The sequence below is a fragment of the Kitasatospora sp. NPDC057936 genome (genome assembly GCF_042887525.1).
Classification (GTDB): domain Bacteria; phylum Actinomycetota; class Actinomycetes; order Streptomycetales; family Streptomycetaceae; genus Kitasatospora.
The window spans coordinates 55,319-70,016 of the sequence record NZ_JBHVPD010000011.1 but is presented as its reverse complement, the minus strand read 5'-3'; the positions used below and the strand labels follow the sequence as shown (position 1 = coordinate 70,016).

General features: G+C 74.0%; 11 protein-coding genes. 7 read left to right on the top strand and 4 right to left on the bottom strand.

Going from position 1 to position 14,698, the window contains the following annotated elements:
- Positions 1 to 139: 139 nt before the first annotated feature.
- From ACFVU9_RS08820 to ACFVU9_RS08810, 3 genes are all read left to right on the top strand, one after another.
- The gene (locus ACFVU9_RS08820; RefSeq protein WP_387591365.1) at positions 140 to 1,162 is read left to right on the top strand and encodes a carbohydrate ABC transporter permease; all 1,023 of its coding nucleotides are present in this window, start codon (positions 140 to 142) and stop codon (positions 1,160 to 1,162) included.
- Complete coding sequence (locus ACFVU9_RS08815) at positions 1,159 to 2,073, top strand: carbohydrate ABC transporter permease (protein ID WP_387591362.1); 915 nt, start codon at positions 1,159 to 1,161, stop codon at positions 2,071 to 2,073. The genes ACFVU9_RS08820 and ACFVU9_RS08815 overlap by 4 nt, the downstream gene beginning before the upstream one ends.
- A gap of 224 nt (positions 2,074 to 2,297) precedes the next feature.
- Entirely contained in the window at positions 2,298 to 3,875 is a 1,578-nt protein-coding gene (locus ACFVU9_RS08810; protein WP_387591360.1) for a DUF4153 domain-containing protein, read from the top strand.
- A gap of 124 nt (positions 3,876 to 3,999) precedes the next feature.
- On the opposite strand, the gene ACFVU9_RS08805 is transcribed toward ACFVU9_RS08810, so the two are convergent.
- Positions 4,000 to 5,547, bottom strand: a complete 1,548-nt coding sequence (locus tag ACFVU9_RS08805) for an MFS transporter (protein ID WP_380439577.1) — start codon at positions 5,545 to 5,547, stop codon at positions 4,000 to 4,002.
- 181 nt (positions 5,548 to 5,728) lie between these two features.
- On the opposite strand from ACFVU9_RS08805, the gene ACFVU9_RS08800 reads away from it, so the two are divergent.
- From ACFVU9_RS08800 to ACFVU9_RS08790, 3 genes are all read left to right on the top strand, one after another.
- Positions 5,729 to 6,433 (top strand): TetR-like C-terminal domain-containing protein, encoded by a 705-nt coding sequence (locus ACFVU9_RS08800; protein WP_387591357.1) that lies wholly within the window; start codon positions 5,729 to 5,731, stop codon positions 6,431 to 6,433.
- A 156-nt stretch (positions 6,434 to 6,589) separates the two neighbouring features.
- A complete protein-coding gene (locus tag ACFVU9_RS08795) occupies positions 6,590 to 7,288 on the top strand; it encodes a ribonuclease HII (protein WP_380439498.1) in 699 nt (232 codons plus the stop codon).
- A gap of 101 nt (positions 7,289 to 7,389) precedes the next feature.
- Positions 7,390 to 8,073, top strand: a complete 684-nt coding sequence (locus ACFVU9_RS08790) for a hypothetical protein (RefSeq protein WP_387591354.1) — start codon at positions 7,390 to 7,392, stop codon at positions 8,071 to 8,073.
- Positions 8,074 to 8,264: 191 nt separating this feature from the next.
- On the opposite strand, the gene ACFVU9_RS08785 is transcribed toward ACFVU9_RS08790, so the two are convergent.
- Together ACFVU9_RS08785 and ACFVU9_RS08780 are read right to left on the bottom strand one after the other, a co-directional pair.
- On the bottom strand, positions 8,265 to 8,936 hold the full coding sequence (locus ACFVU9_RS08785; protein ID WP_380439502.1) for a hypothetical protein: 672 nt from the start codon (positions 8,934 to 8,936) through the stop codon (positions 8,265 to 8,267).
- Positions 8,937 to 9,341: 405 nt separating this feature from the next.
- Positions 9,342 to 11,540, bottom strand: a complete 2,199-nt coding sequence (locus tag ACFVU9_RS08780; protein ID WP_387591350.1) for a RecQ family ATP-dependent DNA helicase — start codon at positions 11,538 to 11,540, stop codon at positions 9,342 to 9,344.
- A gap of 229 nt (positions 11,541 to 11,769) precedes the next feature.
- Here ACFVU9_RS08780 and ACFVU9_RS08775 point away from each other — a divergent pair, with 229 nt between their 5' ends.
- On the top strand, positions 11,770 to 13,335 hold the full coding sequence (locus ACFVU9_RS08775; protein ID WP_387591347.1) for a DUF4192 domain-containing protein: 1,566 nt from the start codon (positions 11,770 to 11,772) through the stop codon (positions 13,333 to 13,335).
- 43 nt (positions 13,336 to 13,378) lie between these two features.
- On the opposite strand, the gene ACFVU9_RS08770 is transcribed toward ACFVU9_RS08775, so the two are convergent.
- Positions 13,379 to 14,692, bottom strand: coding sequence for an alpha/beta fold hydrolase (locus tag ACFVU9_RS08770; RefSeq protein WP_387591344.1), 1,314 nt, complete (start codon positions 14,690 to 14,692; stop codon positions 13,379 to 13,381).
- Between the last annotated feature and the right edge of the window lie 6 nt (positions 14,693 to 14,698).

The window sequence follows — 14,698 nt, the reverse complement described above, 5'->3', positions numbered from 1 at the left end:
TCGGGGCGCCGCCCCGGCGGGCGCCGCCCCGGGGCCCCCGCCCCGGCGCCGTCCCGGCACCACCTGCCGAGGGCGGTGCGGGGCCACCCACCCGCACCGCCCGCCCCCTTCCCACCGGCACCAGGAGGGACGCACAGCCATGTCCGTACCCGGTACCCCGCCCCCGCCCGCCGCGCTCGCCGGCGGCGCGTGGGGCGACGCGGCGATCAAGTTCGGCAACACCTTCGGCGCGATCGCGGGCTTCCTCGGGATCCTGCTGCTGGTCTTCCTCGCGGCGGCCCGGGCCCGGGGCCGCCTGGCCCGGCCGCTGGCCGTCGCGGTGTTCCTCGGCCCGGCCGTGCTGCTGCTCCTGGTCGGCCTGGTCGCACCGCTGCTGCGCACGGTCTACCTGAGCTTCTTCGGCGACGACAGCTCCCACTTCGTCGGCGGCGAGAACTTCGGCTGGGCGTTCACCACCGACTCCGTCCGGCACGTGCTGGTCAACACCGCGCTGTGGCTGGTGATCGCGCCGCTGGCGGCGACCGGCCTCGGCCTGGTGCTGGCGCTGCTGGTGGACCGGATGCGCGGTCAGGCGGTCTACAAGTCGCTGATCTTCATGCCGATGGCGATCTCGCTGGTCGGCGCGTCGATCATCTTCAAGTTCGTCTACGAGTCGCGCGGCCCCGGCCAGTCGCAGATCGGCCTGCTCAGCCAACTGGCCGTGGCGCTCGGCTGGCACGACCCGCCGAACTGGATGCTCGACCAGCCGCTGAACACCTTCCTGCTGATGGTGGTCATGGTCTGGGTGCAGACGGGCTTCGCGATGGTGGTGCTGTCGGCGGCGATCAAGGCGATCCCGGACGAGATCACCGAGGCGGCCCGGCTGGACGGCGCCGGCGGGCTGCGGCTGTTCTGGTACGTCACCGTGCCGATGATCCGCACGACGGTCGTGGTCGTGCTGACCACCGTCATGATCACCACGCTGAAGGCCTTCGACATCGTCCGCACCATGACGGGCGGCAACTTCGGCACCCAGGTGCTCGCGAACGAGATGTACTCGCAGTCCTTCGTGCAGTTCGACACCGGCCGGGGCAGCGCGCTCGCGGTGATCCTCTTCCTCGCGGTGCTGCCGCTGGTGGCCTACAACATCGTCCAACTGCGGAAGGAGCGTGGGGTGCGATGAACGGTGGTCCCCGTGGCCCGGTGCGCAAGGCGTTCAGCAGTCCGCTCGCCTCGGTGTTCGTCATCGCGGTGACGGTGCTGTGGACGATCCCCACGCTGGGCCTGCTGGTGACGTCGCTGCGGCCCAAACAGGACGTCACGGCGGACGGCTGGTGGAACGCCCTCCTGCACCCGGACCTCGGCCTCGGCAACTACCACACCGTGCTGTTCGAGGGCGGTTCCGGCGTCTCGACCGGCCTGATGCCGTTCCTGGTCAACTCGCTGGCGATCAGCGTCCCGGCGACGGTCTTCCCGCTGGTGCTGGCGGCCATGGCGGCGTACGGGCTGGCGTGGGTGCGGTTCCGGGGCAGCGACGTGGTGTTCTTCGTGGTGTTCGCGCTCCAGGTGGTGCCGATCCAGATGGCGCTGATCCCGCTGCTGCGGCTGTTCTCGGGCGGCGCGCACCTGGGCTCGCTGACGCTGATCCCGGCGGTGGACCTGAAGGGCAGCTACGCGCCGGTCTGGCTGGCGCACACCATGTTCGCGCTGCCGCTGGCGGTGTTCCTGCTGCACAACTTCATCGCGCAGTTGCCGCGGGACCTGATGGAGGCGGCGGTGGTGGACGGCGCCTCGCACTTCAAGATCTTCCGGTCGATCGTGCTGCCGCTGTGCACGCCGGCGCTGGCCTCGTTCGCGATCTTCCAGTTCCTGTGGGTCTGGAACGACCTGCTGGTGGCGCTGACGTTCGCGGGCGGCACGCCGGAGGTGGCGCCGATGACCGTGCGGCTGGCGCAGTTGTCCGGGTCGTTCGGCGGGCGCTGGGAGCTGCTGACGGCGGGGGCGTTCCTGTCGATCGTCGTCCCGCTGATCGTCTTCTTCAGCCTCCAGCGGTACTTCGTCCGAGGGCTGCTGGCGGGGTCGGTGAAGGGGTAGCCGGGGGAACCGGGCTGGTCGGGGGAGGCCGGGTGGTCGGGACCGGCTGGGACCGGCCGGGGTTGGTCGGAGCAGGTCAGGGTGAACTGAACGCGTTCAGATCCAACTTTTGAACTTGTTCAGAATGCTCTACAGTCGGCTGCGGCGGCAACGCCGAGCGCGTCTGCCGGCGGGCTGCCCGGAGGGCGGCTCCCGCCTGCCCACCGACCACTTGAGGGGGACTCATGTCCGCGCTGTCCAGCCCTGCCCCGGCCGATCCGCCGCCCGCCGGGGCCGCCTGGGGGCCGGGCCGGCCCGCCCCGAAGACGTTCTCGTGGCTGCGGCCCAGCGACCCCGACGGCAAGGCCGCCGCCACACCGCGGGTGCTCGTCGCGGCGCTGCTCACCGGTCTCCTGACGGCCTGGCTGCTGGGCGACGGCATCGGCGTCGGGCTGACGGTCTGCGGGGTCGCCGCGGCGGTCGGCGCCGGGCTCGCCGCCCGTGGGGCGGGCCGCCGGGCCCGGCCCTGGACGGTCGCTTGGAGCGCGCTCGCGCTCGCCCTGCTCGCCGTCCCGGCCCTGTGGGAGGCCGGCTGGCCGGTGGTGATCGCGGTGGTCGGCGCGCTGGCGCTGGCCTCGCTCGCGCTGCACGGCGGCCGCCGCTGGCCGGGCGTGCTGCTCGCCCTGCCGGGCGTCCTCTGGCAGGTGGGGCCGGGCGTGCGCTGGGCCGCCGACGGCCTGGCCGGGCACCGCCTGCGCAGCCGGGGCCGGATCGTCCCGGTACTCAAGGCGCTCGCGGTCGCCGCCGTGCTCCTCGTCGTCTTCGGCTGGCTGTTCGCCGGGGCCGATGCCGCCATGGCGGACGTCCTGGACAGCCTCAGCCCGAGGATCGACCTCGACCGGCTCCCGGTGCGCGCCGTGCTGTTCGCGGTCGGGCTGCTCACCGCGCTCGGCTTCGCGCACATCGCGGCCGGCCCGCGCCGCTGGGACCGCACGGTGGTCCGGCCCGGCCGGGCCCGCGGGCGGCTGGAGTGGGCGCTGCCGCTCGTCGCGCTCGACCTGATGTTCGGCGTCTTCGCGGTCATCCAGGCCGTGATGGTGCTCGGGGGCGCCGACGCCGTCCTGCGGAACACCGGGATGAGCCGCTCCGAGTACGCGCGGCAGGGCTTCTGGCAGCTGTCCGTCATCACGGTGCTCACGCTCGTGGTCGTCGCCGTCGCCAAGCGCTGGGCCCCGCGCACCACGCCCTCCGACCGCCGACTGGCGCGGATCCTGCTCGGCCTGCTCTGCGTGCTCGCGCTGGCCGTCGTCGCGTCGGCGCTCGGGCGGATGTGGTTCTACGTCGACGCCTCGGGCCTCACCCGGCTCCGGCTCTGGGTGCTGGTGGTGGAGATCTGGCTGGGTGGCGTGTTCGCCCTGCTCATCGCCGCCGGGTTCACCCGTTCCGCGGGCTGGCTGCCGCGCGCCGTCGTGCTCAGCGGCGCACTCGCCGCCGTGGTCTACGGGCTGATGGGGCCGGACGCGATCGTCGCCGAGCAGAACGTCGCCCGCTACGAGCGGACCGGCCGGATCGACCTGCGCAACGTCCGGGACCTCTCGCCGGACGCCGTCCCCGCCCTCGACCGGCTGCCCGGCGCCAAGCGGACGTGCGCGCTGCAGCTGATCCGCACCGACCTGGAGAACCGGGCCCGGCCCTGGTACGCCGCCAGCCTCTCCTCGGCCCGTGCCCGGGAGATCCTCGCCGCGCGGCCCCTGGCGGACGACGGCCGCGGCGGGCGGAGCGCGTGCGAGCAGGCGGGGCTGAAGATCGACGCGTACTTCTGACCCGCAGGGGTTTGGGGGGCTCGGGGTCCGGGGGTTTGGGGGCCTGCGGAACGGCGGACGGGCCGGCCGGGAGCGTGGTGCTCCCGGCCGGCCCGTCTGTTCCATCGGATGGCGCCCCGGTGGTTCAGTGCATCGCGACGCCGGAGGTCTCCGACGGCAGGTCGCTCGCCTTGGCCTTGATCGCGAAGACCGCGACCAGCAGCGCGACCGCCGCGAGGGCGGCACCCACGATGAAGCCGTGCGAAGTGCCCTGGATGAGGACGGAGTTGGCCGCGTCGGTGCCCGCGGGGAAGTCGTGGTGCTCCTTGAGGTAGCCCAGCTGCTCCGGCGTGGCCGTCTCCATGAACTTCGGCAGCTGCAGCTTGGCCTCGGCCGTGGCGTAGTGGGCGAAGACCGTGGTCAGGATCGACAGGCCGAGCGAGCCGCCGATCTGCTGCATCGAGTTGAGCAGGCCGGACGCTGCGCCGCTCTCCTCGCCGGGGACGCCGGCGACGGCGAGCAGCATGACCGGGACGAAGATCAGGCCCATGCCGAAGCCGAACACCACCGTGGGGCCGAGCACCCCGTCGAGGTAGCCGCTGTCCTTGTCCATCTGGGTCAGCCAGGTCAGGCCGATGGTGACCAGCAGTGCGCCGCCGGCCATGAACGGCTTCGGGCCGTACTTGGCTTGGAGGGTGGACGCGACCTGCGCGGCGATGATGATCGCCACGCTGATCGGCAGGAACGACACGCCGGCCTTCAGCGGGCTGTAGCCGAGCGGGCCCTGCACGAAGAGCACGACGTAGAAGAAGATGCCGAACATGGCCGCGGCCAGGCAGAGCATCATCACCAGGCCGCCGGTGCGGTTGCGGTTGGCGAACAGGTGCAGCGGGGTGATCGGCTGGGCCGTCCGCCGCTCGATCACGACGAACGCGGCGAGCAGGATCACGCCGGCCGCGAAGGAGCCGATCGTGAGCCCGTCCGTCCAGCCGTAGTCCGGGTTGGCCGCGCGGATGAACCCGTAGACGAGGCCGACCAGGCCCAGCGTCGAGGTGAACGCGCCGGGCAGGTCGAAGCGGCCGTCGGTGCGCTCGGACTCGGCGATGTAGCGCGGCGCGGCGATCGCGATCAGCACCGCGATCGGCACGTTGACGAAGAAGACCCAGCGCCAGTCCAGGTACTCCGTGAGCAGACCGCCGGCCAGCAGGCCGATCGCCGCGCCCGATCCCGCCACCGCCGAGAACACGCCGAACGCCTTGTTGCGTTCGGGCCCTTCCTCGAAGTTGGTGGCGATCAGCGCGAACGCCGTCGGTGAACAGATCGCGCCGCCGATGCCCTGGAGCGCGCGGGCGGCCAGCAGCAGGGTGCTGTCCTGGGCGAACCCGCCCAGCAGCGAGGCCAGGCCGAACAGCAGGGTGCCGAAGATGAACACCCGGCGGCGGCCGAGGATGTCACCCGCGCGACCGCCGAGCAGGAGCAGCCCGCCGAAGGTCAGCGTGTAGGCGTTGATGACCCATGACAGGTCGGTGGTCGAGAAGTTGAGCGCGTCCTTGATGCCCGGCAGCGCGATGTTCACGATGGTCGCGTCGAGCACCACCATGAGCTGCGTCGCCGCGATGACCGCCAGGGTGATGCCCTTGCCCCGGCTCGGGCCGCCGCGCGGTGGTGAGTTCTTGCTGAGAGTGTCGGAAATAGCCACGAAAGTGCCCCCTGGCTGGCTATGTGCGTGATGTGCTGCGGACCGTGGGCCCGGCGGAGAACCTGCGCCGTGCTGCAGGCTAGGAAGGAACGGGATCGTTCACTAATCTGGACGATATCCTGGGCCAGTTTGTGAACGCAAGCGTTCCTTAAGGTTGGTGGCAATGGATCATTCGGTGCGACGCCAGGTGACGGACCGGTCGGTCGGCCCGGCCGCGGAGGGAGCGGCGGCGCCGTCGGCGCGGTCGGCGTCCGGCCCGCCGGCGCTGTGCCGGGTGCGGGTGGCCACCGAGGTCCTCACCCGGCCGGTGCGGCGCCGCGGGAAGGAGCTGGAGAACGCGATCTTCGCGGCCACGCTCGACCAGCTCACCTCCGGCGGGTTCGCGCGGCTGACGATGGAGGGCGTCGCCGCTGCGGCGCGGACCGGCAAGGCCGCGCTCTACCGGCGCTGGGCCTCCAAGGTCGAACTCGTCGTGGACGCCCTGGACTCCACTCTCCCACGGCCGAACGGCGTCCCCGACCTCGGGTCCACCCGCGATGAACTCCTGCAGCTCATCGAGGTGTTCGCGGGTGCGATGAACTCGCGCGCGGGCAGCGCCCTGCAGGCGTTGATGGGGGAGCTCGACCACGAACAGGCACAGCTGTTCAAGGACTTCATCGTGCAGCGGGTCGTCGCGCCGACCACCGGGACGATCCTCGACATCCTCCGCCGCGGAGCGGAGCGCGGAGAGGTCCGCCCCGGGGCCGTCACGCCGATGGTCGCGGACGTCGCCCCGGCGATGCTGCTCTACCAGGTCAAGATCTGCGGGCGCGAGAACACCCCGCCCGACTACGCCGTCCGCCTGGTCGACGACGTGCTGATGCCGATGATCGGGGCCTGAGGCGCGCCGGTGACCCGCGGTGACTCCGCGGTGGTTCCCCGGTAGCCGGTGGTGGCTCCGTGGTCGCCCCTCCGGCGTGGCGCGGGGCACCTCGGCGACGGGCTTAGGCTGGAACAGCCCCAGCTGAACGGGCCGCCCAGCCGAACGGAGCCTGTGATGCCCATCGTCCCGCCGACGCACTCCGTCGAGCGCTCGCTCCGCCGGGCCGGCGCCAAGGTCGTCGTCGGGCTGGACGAGGTCGGGCGCGGTGCCTGGGCCGGACCGGTCACCGTCGGCGCGGCCGTCACCGGACTGCGCCGGCCGCCGGAGGGGCTCACCGACTCCAAGCTGCTCACCGAGCTGCGCCGCCGCGCGCTCGCACCGGTCCTCGCCGACTGGGTCACCGCGTACGCGCTCGGCCACGCCTCGCCGCAGGAGTGCGACGAGCTCGGCATGACCGCCGCCCTGCGCCTGGCCGCCGTCCGCGCCCTGGAGGCGCTGCCGGTCGAGCCCGACGCGGTGATCCTCGACGGCAAGCACGACTACCTCGGCGGCCCCTGGCGGGTGCGCACGGTGATCAAGGGTGACCAGTCCTGCATCTGCGTCTCCGCCGCCTCCGTCCTCGCGAAGGTCCACCGCGACGGGATGATGGCCGAACTCGGCGAGCAGCACTCCGCGTACGGCTTCGCCGACAACGCCGGCTACCCGTCCCCGGTGCACCGCGCGGCGCTGGAGGAGTTCGGGCCCACCGAACACCACCGGCTCTCCTGGGCGTACTTGGACGCACTGCCGAAGTGGCGCCACCTGAAGCGGATCCGGCCGGGTCTGGAGGCGGCCGAAGGCTCTGCCGACGAACAGTTGACGCTCGGTTTCTGACGGTCCGTCTGGAATTGCCCCGGGTGGGTCCGGCAACGTCTTGGTACCCAATGGGTGGGGCGCCCGTGCGCGTTCGACCGGCATTTGATAGATATCCGGGTATGCCTGTCTTCCCCGAGGAGCCGGAGATTCACGAGAGCCTCCCGGGCCCCGGCGTTCCCTTCCCCCGAGAGTCGGACGCACAAGCCCTCCGCGCGCCTGCCACCGGCAGTGCGCCCGCCACCGCACCCACCACCGTCGCCGCGCCCGCCCCGGTGCCCGGCCCGCGCCCAGCGCCGCCGCGCCTGGCACCGCCGAGCGCCGGCCGGCCCGGTCCGCAGCCGCGTCCGGTGCCCAAGCCCGGCCCGGCACCGCGCCGTCCGGCCCCGACCGCACCCCAGATCGAGGTCCGGCGGGTCGCGGCCACCCCGGCCGAGGCGCTGGAGCGCGCCGACGAGGTGGTCGACCAGTTGCTCGACGCCGGGCGCAGCCCGGGCGAGATCCTGGTGCTGACGGTCGGCGAGGCGCACCCGTGGCAGCAGCACGAACTCTCCTTCGGCGAGGAGCGCTACTGGGCGCAACTCGCCGAGGGCGGGGACGTGTTCTACGCGGACGCCGTGCCGACCCGCCCGGCCCGCCGCGAGGTGGTCGTCCTGGTCGCCAACGGCGGACCGGCCGCCCGTGCCGCGGAGGCGTACGCCGCGGCGCTCGGCCACGCGTCCGTGCTGCTCGTGGTCTGCGGCGACGCCGGCCCGGCTGCCAAGGGTGCCGCCGGAGCGACGCCCGGTCGTCCGGTCAGCGCCTGAGCCGAGCGGCCCCGCCCGGGCCCGGTGCCGTACGGTGCCGGGCCCGCGGGCCGTCGTACCCCGCAGCCGGCCGCAGCTGGCCTGGGAGGCCGTGGGGACGGCGGGGTCCTGGGAGCCCATGGCGGCTGCTTGGAAGCCTGTGAAGCTCATGGAGCCCGTGGAACTCGCGGAGCCCGTGGAGGACTCGGGGCTCAGCGGGTCCCGGTGCGGCGGGCCGGTTGGACCGCGGAGAGCCTGGCGGGCGTCCAGGGCCGCTCGGACGTCTGGCGCAGCGCGCGCCGGCCGCCCGGAGCGTCCAGGGCCGTGCGCGGGGGCAGCTCCGTCACGGTGTGGACCGGTCCGTCCGCCCACGAACCCGCGTGCGGATTGCGGCCCTGCCGCCCGTCCCCGAGGATCTGCCAGCCGGCCGGGGTCAGCCCAATGTAGGAGCCGCAGCGCAGTCCGTGCAGGACGGCCGCGTCCCGCAATGCCCACATCCAGGCCCCGTCCTGCTCGGTCCAGCCCGGGGCGCCCTCGCGGCAGCGCAGCAGCACCGCGGTGCGGGTCGGCACGGGCTGGCGCAGGTCGTGCGGGGTGATCTGGCGCAGGTGCGCGAGCAGGGCGTTCCGGTGCTGCCAGCCGTCCGTGTCGTGCGGCCAGGGCGTGAACGAGGCCGAGGCGCTGAGGTGGTGCACCGCGTCGAGGACGGCGACCACGACCGTGCCCGGCTGGGGCAGGTGGCGCTGGTGCAGCTCCAGGACGAAGTCGCGCGGATCGCGCAGCAACGGGATCCCCGAGGCGGTCCAGGTCTCCAGGTCCAGCAGCCGTCTGGGCGCCGAACTCCGGGCGAGGGGAGACTGACCTCGGCCGATACCGTTGATCACGATCCTCCTTCCCGACCCACGGGCACGCGGGTACCTGCGTACGCCGAAGGCAGGGTCCACCGGACCGGGTTTCGGGTACCCGCCAATTCTCGTGGCATCGGGGGCGGAGCGGCAACGATGAAATGATGAACGCCGCCCGAAAGCCCACGTTCTGCCGGATATATTCCCCTCTGGCGCAAGCGGTACTCAGGCATCTCCGCAGCCCGGCGAGGGCCAGGGTGAACGGCCCGTGAACTGGGTTCCGCAATGTCATCGCCCCTCTCCCGTCGTCGGTGCCGCGCGGGCGCCCCGCCGATGTGATCTCTCCCTCCTTTAGGCCATTCGAGTGAGTCCGTCCGAACGGACGGCCCGCCTCCGTTCGGGTGTGCGGCCCGGGTGCGCGGCCCGCCGCCCGGGCCGCGCGGATCAGGCCTGCACGGCCAGCACCAGGGGCAGCACCGCGCTCGCCCCGGCCCGGCGCAGCAGGCGCGCGGCGACGGTGACCGTCCAGCCCGAGTCGACGAGGTCGTCCACCAGCAGCACCGGACCGCCCGCGGCGGCCACCGCCTGCGCCAACTCGGGCGGCAGGACCAGCGCTTCGGTCACCGAGCGCAGCCGCTGCGCGCTGTTGCTGCGGGCGCCGTGCGGGGGCCGCCCGTCCGCGTACTCGATCCGCCCGAGCAGCGGCAGCCGCCCGATCTCGGCGATCCGCGCGCCGAGCGTGCCGACCAGCTGGGGGCGGGCCGAGGAGGCCATGGTCACCACGCCGGCCGGCCGCTCCAGCCGGGCGCCGTCGGCCGAGGCCGGCCCGGCCCAGCCGCCCGGCCCGCGCGCCCAGTCGGCGAGCACCGTCACGAGGGCGTCCACCGCCTCGCCCGGGACGGGCACGTCCGGTGCCTGCTCGGCGAGCAGGCCGCGCAGCCGGGTGCCCCAGCCGATGTCGGACAGCCGGCCGAGCGCCCGGCCCGTCTCGGCCTGCTCCCCGGCCGGGATGCGCCCCTTGAGCGGCACGCCGACGGCCTCCATGCCGGTGGGCCAGAGCCGGCGCGGCTCGAAGCCGACCCCGGGGCGGCCGAGCGCGGCGCGGGCGGCCTCCAGCGTGGCGGCCGACACCTCCGGGGTGTGCAGCGGCCCGGCGCAGTTGTCGCACCGCCCGCACGGCGCGGCCTGCTCGTCGTCCAGCTGCCGCCGCAGGAACTCCATCCGGCAGCCGGTGGCCGCCGCGTACTCGCGCATCGCGCGCTGCTCGGCCTCGCGGGAGGCCGCGACCTTGGCGTAGCGGGCGGTGTCGTACTCCCAGCTCTGCCCGGTGGCCGTCCAGCCGCCCTTGACCCGGCGGACGGCGCCGTCCACGTCGAGCACCTTGAGCATGGTCTCCAGCCGGGTGCGGCGCAGGTCCACCCGGGGCTCCAGGGCTGCCGTGGACAGCGGGCGGCCGGCCTCGGCGAGCGCGTCGATCGTGCGGCGCACCTGCTCCTCGGGCGGGAAGGCCAGCGAGGCGAAGTAGCGCCAGATCGCCTCGTCCTCGCGACCGGGCAGGAGCAGTACCTCGGCCCGGTCGACGCCGCGCCCGGCCCGGCCGACCTGCTGGTAGTAGGCGATCGGGGAGCTGGGCGAGCCCAGGTGCACCACGAAGCCGAGGTCGGGCTTGTCGAAGCCCATGCCGAGCGCGGAGGTGGCGACCAGCGCCTTGACCCGGTTGGCCAGCAGGTCGGCCTCGGCGGTGCGGCGCTCGGCGTCCTCGGTGCGGCCGGAGTAGGAGGCCACGGCGAAGCCGCGCTCGCGCAGGAAGGCGGTGACCTCCTCGGCGGCGGCCACCGTCAGCGTGTAGACGATGCCCGAGCCCGGCAGGCGGTCGAGGTGGTCGGCCAGCCAGGCGAGCCGGTGCGCCGGGTCGGGCAGGGCGAGCACGCCGAGGGTGAGGCTCTCCCGGTCGAGCGGGCCGCGCAGCACCAGGGCGTGCTCGTCGGCGGTGCCGGTGCCCAGTTGCTCGGCGACGTCGGCGGTGACCCGGGCGTTGGCCGTGGCGGTGGTGGCCAGCACCGGGACCCGGGGCGGGAGGTCGGCGAGCATGGTGCGCAGCCGGCGGTAGTCGGGGCGGAAGTCGTGGCCCCAGTCGGAGATGCAGTGCGCCTCGTCGACCACGAGCAGGCCGGTGGAGGCGGCGAGCTTGGGGAGCACCTGGTCGCGGAAGTCGGGGTTGTTCAGCCGCTCCGGGCTGACCAGCAGGACGTCTACCTGCCCGGCCGCGACCTCGGCCTGGATCGCGTCCCACTCCTCGGTGTTGGCCGAGTTGATGGTGCGGGCGTGGATGCCGGCCCGGGCCGCGGAGTCGACCTGGTTGCGCATCAGGGCGAGCAGCGGCGAGACGATCACCGTGGGCCCGGCGCCCCGGGCGCGCAGCAGGGCGGTGGCGATGAAGTAGACGGCGGACTTGCCCCAGCCGGTGCGCTGCACGACCAGGGCCCGGCGGTGGTCGACCACCAGGGCCTCGATGGCCGTCCACTGGTCGTCGCGCAGGGCGGCGCCGGGGCCGGCCAGCTCGCGCAGGACGGCCTCGGCCCGCGCCCTGACCTCGGCGCGGTCGGCGGCGGTGGCGGTGGTGTGGATCTCGTGCGGCTGCATGGCGTCCATGTAACCCCGAGGCGCCGACAACGGGCGAATGCCGGGGCACGTGAGAAGGGTGGAGCCGGGGTGTATGTCATCCGATCTTCGGCTGAACGGCAGTCAAATATCACTCGGGAGAGTGGCGATGACGTGCTCCGAACGAGGGAAGCGGAATTCCGGCCCGGAGTTGTCCACAGGAAAAAACAGAAGTCAGCCGCGGATTTCGGGGCGCGGCACTCTTCCCGTCATGAACGCCATGAACAGCGACAGCGCCATGAACAGCGACAACGGCATGGACAACGAGAACGGCATGAACGACGACACCACGACGAACGGGGACAACGTGACGCTCTCCCTGGGCCCCGCCTCCGGCCACCGGCCGGTGACGATGCGCGGCCCGGCCGACATGGCCGAGCTGCTGCCCTACCTCCTCGGCTTCTTCCCCGACGACAGCATCGTCGCCGTCGGCCTGAACGGTCCCGACCTCCACCAGGGCGGGGTGCTCCGGGCGGACATCCCCGCGTCCCGCGCGCAGTGGCCGGCCGCGGCGGAGGAGACGGCCGCCCTGCTGGTCGACGTCTCGGAACAGCGCGGCAGCCGCCCGATCCAGGTGCTCCTCTACCTCTGCCAGGATCCCGTCCCCGGGCACGGGCCGCCGGTGGTGGACGGCCTGCGGCCGCTGGCCGACGGCCTCCGGGCCGCGTTCGCCCGCCGGGGCGTGCCGGTCAAGGAGTCGCTGTGCGTCTCGGACGGCCGCTGGTGGTCCTTCCTCTGCCGCCGGGAGGGCTGCTGCGATCCGGCGGGGAACCCGATCCGCCCCGCCCCCGCCCCGGGGCCGGCCGCCGCCGCGGCGACGTTCGCGGGCCTCGCCCCGCGAGGCAGCCGGAAGGCGATCATCGCGGGGCTGGCCCCGATCGGCCCGCCCGGTGCCGAGGCCCAGCGGGCGGCCCTCGCACGGGTCGGGACGGCCGATCCGTCGGCGCCGGGGATCGCCCTGCTCGACCAGGCCTTCGCCGAGTTCGCGGCCGGTGCCCGCGAGCTCGACGAGGACCGGACGGCACGGCTGCTGCTCGCCCTGCGGGACCGGCACACCCGGGACCGCGGCGCGGAGTACGTCCGGCCCGCCGAGCTGGCGTCCGCCGAGCGGCTCTGGCGCTTCCTCGCCCGGCGCGCGGTGCCGCCGTACGAGGGCTGCGCGGTCGCCCCGCTGACCCTGCTGGCCTGGGCGTCCTGGGTCGCGGGGGACACGGCGACGGCCCGGGTGGTGCTCGGCCGCGCCCTCGACCTCGACCCGTCCTACCTGCTGGCCGATCTGCTGCACGAGTCGCTCAACGACGGCATGACCCCGGAGGCGCTGCTCGCGGCCGTCGAGGGCCAGCGGCTCCGCCGGGAGGCGAAGCGGGCGGGGGAGGCGAAGGAGGAGAACGGGGTGAAGGAGGAGACGACGGTGCCGGAGTCGACCGACGAGGAGAGCGGCGGCCCGGCCGCCGATCCGGTCGGAGCACCGGAAGGGACGCCGGATGGGACGCCGGACGAGCCGTCGGGCGGCCCCCGGGAAGGGGCGCCCGGGCGGGGGAAGGCCAGGCGCAGGCGCCGGGGCGGCCGTCGGGCGGGCGCCGCTGCTCCGGGGACGCCGGGCGGTGTTCCCGGTGGGCCCGCCCCGGCCCTGCCGGAGGCGGACGGCCCCGGGCCGGTCGCGCTGCTCGCGGAGCCGGGCCGCGGCCGGGCGTGCAGCGGGGCGGCGGTGCCGCTCGGGAGCGGGGCGCACCGCTGCATCGGGAGGTCGGCCCGGGGAGCCCGTCATGGGTGCTGACGTCCTTCTCCGCCCGCTCCGGGCTCCCCGGGGCCGGGCCGGGCTACAGCTCGCCGTGCGCCATCTTGATCAGGCGGTCCAGCACCTTGCCGCCGCTCACCCGCAGGCCGTCGTGCTCCCACTCGTTGGTGATCCAGGTCCGCAGGCCGCGCACCGCGCGGGCGGTCTCCAGCGAGTCGGCGGTGTCCACGTACATGTCGTCGTGGTACACGGCCGCCACGACGGGCACCTCGTTGGCGGCGAGCCGCTGCGGGTCGTAGAGGTCGGGCCAGTCGGTCCGGGCGGCCAGCAGCTCGGCGGCCTCCTTCAGCGGCCGCAGCGCCGGGTCGGTGTCGAACATCCAGGGGTAGATCATCTCCCCGGTGAACAGCACCGGGGCCTCCGTCTCCAGCGCGGCCCGGGCGTCGAACCCGGGGAACTCCTTGCGGAGCCGCTCGGCCGACCACGCGGTGCCGCCCGCGTCCACCGACCGCTGGCCGTAGATCGACTCGTGCAGCACGGCGTACAGCGGGCCCTCGGCGAAGGAGATCCTGGCCTGGACGCCGTACAGGAAGGTGTCGGAGAGCTCCGGCCCGTCCGGGCCCTCCACCCAGGCCTCCTCCAGCAGGTAGTGCAGGGCGCCGGAGCCGCTGCCGCCGCCCAGCATCATCCCGAGCGACTGGAAGGCCTCGACGGTGAGCAGGCCGCCGTCGGGCAGCGTCGCCGGGACGGCGGCGAGGTGCGCGGCGATCCGCCGCACCGCTTCGACGTCCTGCGGGAACCGCTCGTAGTGCCCTTCGTTCTTGCGGACCACCCGCGGGTAGGCGGCCCGGTAGACGTCGTCCGCCGAGCTCCGCAGGCCCGCGAGGCCGCCGGTGACGAAGGCCTCCGTCAGGCCCTCGGGGGCGATCGAGAGGTAGGTGAGGGTGCAGAAGCCGCCGAAGCTCTGGCCGAGCACGCTCCAGCGCCGGTCCGCGCCGAGCAGGTGGCGGCGGATCAGCTCGGCGTCGCGCACGATCGAGTCCGCACGGAAGTGCGCCAGGTAGTCCGCCTGCTCCCGGGCGCCGCCACGCAGAGCGAGGGTCCGGCGGGTCGCGGGCGTCGAGCGCCCGGTGCCGCGCTGGTCGAGCAGGAGCACCCGGTAGTCGTCCAGGGCCCGGTCCAGCCACGCGTCCCGGCCGAGCGGGCGGGCCGCCTTGCCACCCGGGCCGCCCTGGAGGAAGAGCAGCCACGGCAGGTCGTCCCGCTCGCGGCCGGCGGCCACCACCTCGCGGGCGTACACCGAGATCCGCTCGCCCTCGGGGGCGGCGTGGTCCAGCGGGAGCTGGAAGACGTGGTCGGTCGTGACAATCCCGGGCAGCCGGCTGGCGGTGGACATACAACT